Annotated in this window: 1 protein-coding gene and 1 pseudogene; one reads left to right on the forward strand and one right to left on the reverse strand. The window is 44.1% G+C overall.

All coding sequences use genetic code 11. From position 1 onward, the window contains the following. Positions 1 to 2,029 (forward strand): CBS domain-containing protein (locus VE944_RS33315; RefSeq protein WP_324987864.1); only part of this gene is annotated, 2,029 nt, incomplete at its 5' end. Between the two features lie 12 nt (positions 2,030 to 2,041). Here the strand turns inward: VE944_RS33315 and VE944_RS33320 are convergent. Beyond that, positions 2,042 to 2,159, reverse strand: a pseudogene (locus tag VE944_RS33320) (Uma2 family endonuclease); the annotation flags it as partial.

Consider the following 2,159-nt stretch of genomic DNA (forward strand, 5'->3'; position numbering starts at 1 on the left):
CGTGGAATTAACCGAAATTGACGCCTTACTGTTGGCTAATGAATATGCTTTAGATGAAAGTGATTCACGCTTAACTGTAATTGGGCGATCGCAAATTCCCAAAACGAATCTTAACGTATTATTCCAACTTCTAGGTGGCGGTGGTCATTCACAAGCCGCATCGCTAAATCTAAGAGGAGTTGATTCAGAGGCGATATTAAAACAACTTATTGACAGCGTAAAAGCACAAATTCCCCATCCCCTCACCGCTAGGGACTTGATGTCTTCTCCTGTCCGCACGATTCTACCTGAAACCACAATAGCCGAAGCCCAGCGCATTTTATTACGTTATGGACACTCTGGTTTATCTGTTGTCGATGCTCAAGGGCAACTAGTAGGTATTATTTCGCGGCGGGATCTTGATATCGCCTTGCACCACGGATTTAGTCATGCGCCAGTTAAAGGCTACATGACCACAAATCTTAAAACGATCGCACCAGATACAACACTGCCACAAATTGAAGCGCTGATGGTGACTTATGATATCGGACGCTTACCAGTATTGGAGAATGAGCAGTTAGTTGGTCTGGTTACTCGTACTGATGTCTTGCGGGAATTACATCAAGAAAGGGATGAAGACGAAGACGGACAAAAATTCAAAATTCAAAATGACGCTAACGCTGCGCTAACAAAATTCAAAATTCCTCTCAGCACTGAGTTGCAAAATTGCCTTGCACCACAACTTTGGAAATTGCTCACCACAGCATCGCAAGAGGCAGAAAAACGAGGTTGGCATCTTTATCTTGTCGGGGGCGCGGTGCGGGATTTACTGCTATCTGAAGCAACATCAGGCACTTTGATGATTAAAGATATTGATCTTGTGGTTGATGGCTTTCACAAATCAGCAGATGTTGGTGCTGGTGTGGAACTAGCAAAAGCACTCCAACAACTTTACCCTGCGGCCCGCTTAGAAATCCACGGGGCTTTTCAAACTGCGGCTTTGCTTTGGCATAAAGACCCAGAATTAGATTCTCTATGGGTAGATATTGCCACCGCTAGAACAGAATTCTATCCTTATCCAGCAGCGAATCCAGAAGTTGAGGCGAGTTCTATTCGTCAAGACTTGTATCGTCGAGATTTTACCATCAATGCCCTTGCTTTGCGCCTTACTACTCCTCGTGCTGGTGAATTACTCGATTTTTTTGGTGGATTACTAGATTTACAAGCTAGGCAAATTCGGGTTTTACACCCCAACAGCTTTATCGAAGACCCCACCCGGATTTATCGTGGCGTGCGCTTTGCTGTGCGCTTCGGATTTCAGATAGAACCGCAAACTGAAGAATTTATCCGCTATGCCATCAACAGTGGTGTTTACGATCGCACTGCTCAAGAGAATAGCAAAACTCCAGCCCTGCAAACTCGCCTGAAAACAGAATTAAAACACATCCTAGAAGCCCCCTACTGGAAATCGGCTTTGCAGTTACTTGATAATCTAGGAGCGTTGCAATGTATCCATCCTACCCTGAAACTAGACGCAGAAATCCTGCGACAATTACGTTTGCTAGAACGCTGCTTGCGGCGATTTGATGCTGAACAAACTCTCATCCATTGGGAAATGCGCTTAGAAGCGTTAATCGCCCATACAATACCACAATATCGGGCGAAAGTGGCAAAGAATCTGCAACTGCAAGACGATAGCATTAAACGCTTGCAAAACTTGGCTTCTGCCCAAACTGAGGTGATGGAATCTTTGCCTAAGTGTCAAAGTCCCAGTCAAGTAGTGCAGTTGCTGCGACAGTACGACTTACCAATGCTGATTTTAATTGCTTTACAAAGTCCGCGATCGCTTCGACATCAGATTTGGGAATATTTAATTGTTTTGGCTAATGTGCAGCCACTCTTGAATGGCAATGATTTAAAGAAACTTGGTTACATACCAGGGCCGCAGTATCGGCAAATATTAGATGATGTAGTTGCTGCCACCTTAGATGGAGTAATTAAAGATAGGACTGAAGCTGAAGAGTTTTTAGTACAACACTATCCTAAATGAATTAGTCCTGGTCTAAATTGTATCTGGATCGATATTTAACTCGCGCAGTTTTGCTGCCAAACGTTCTGCCTTTTGTTCTGCCTGTTTTGCCGTTTCTTCAGGTGTTGGTACTAGTTGACCATCTCGTGTA

The sequence above is a fragment of the Nostoc sp. genome (assembly GCF_035638895.1).
Classification (GTDB): Bacteria; Cyanobacteriota; Cyanobacteriia; order Cyanobacteriales; family Nostocaceae; genus Nostoc.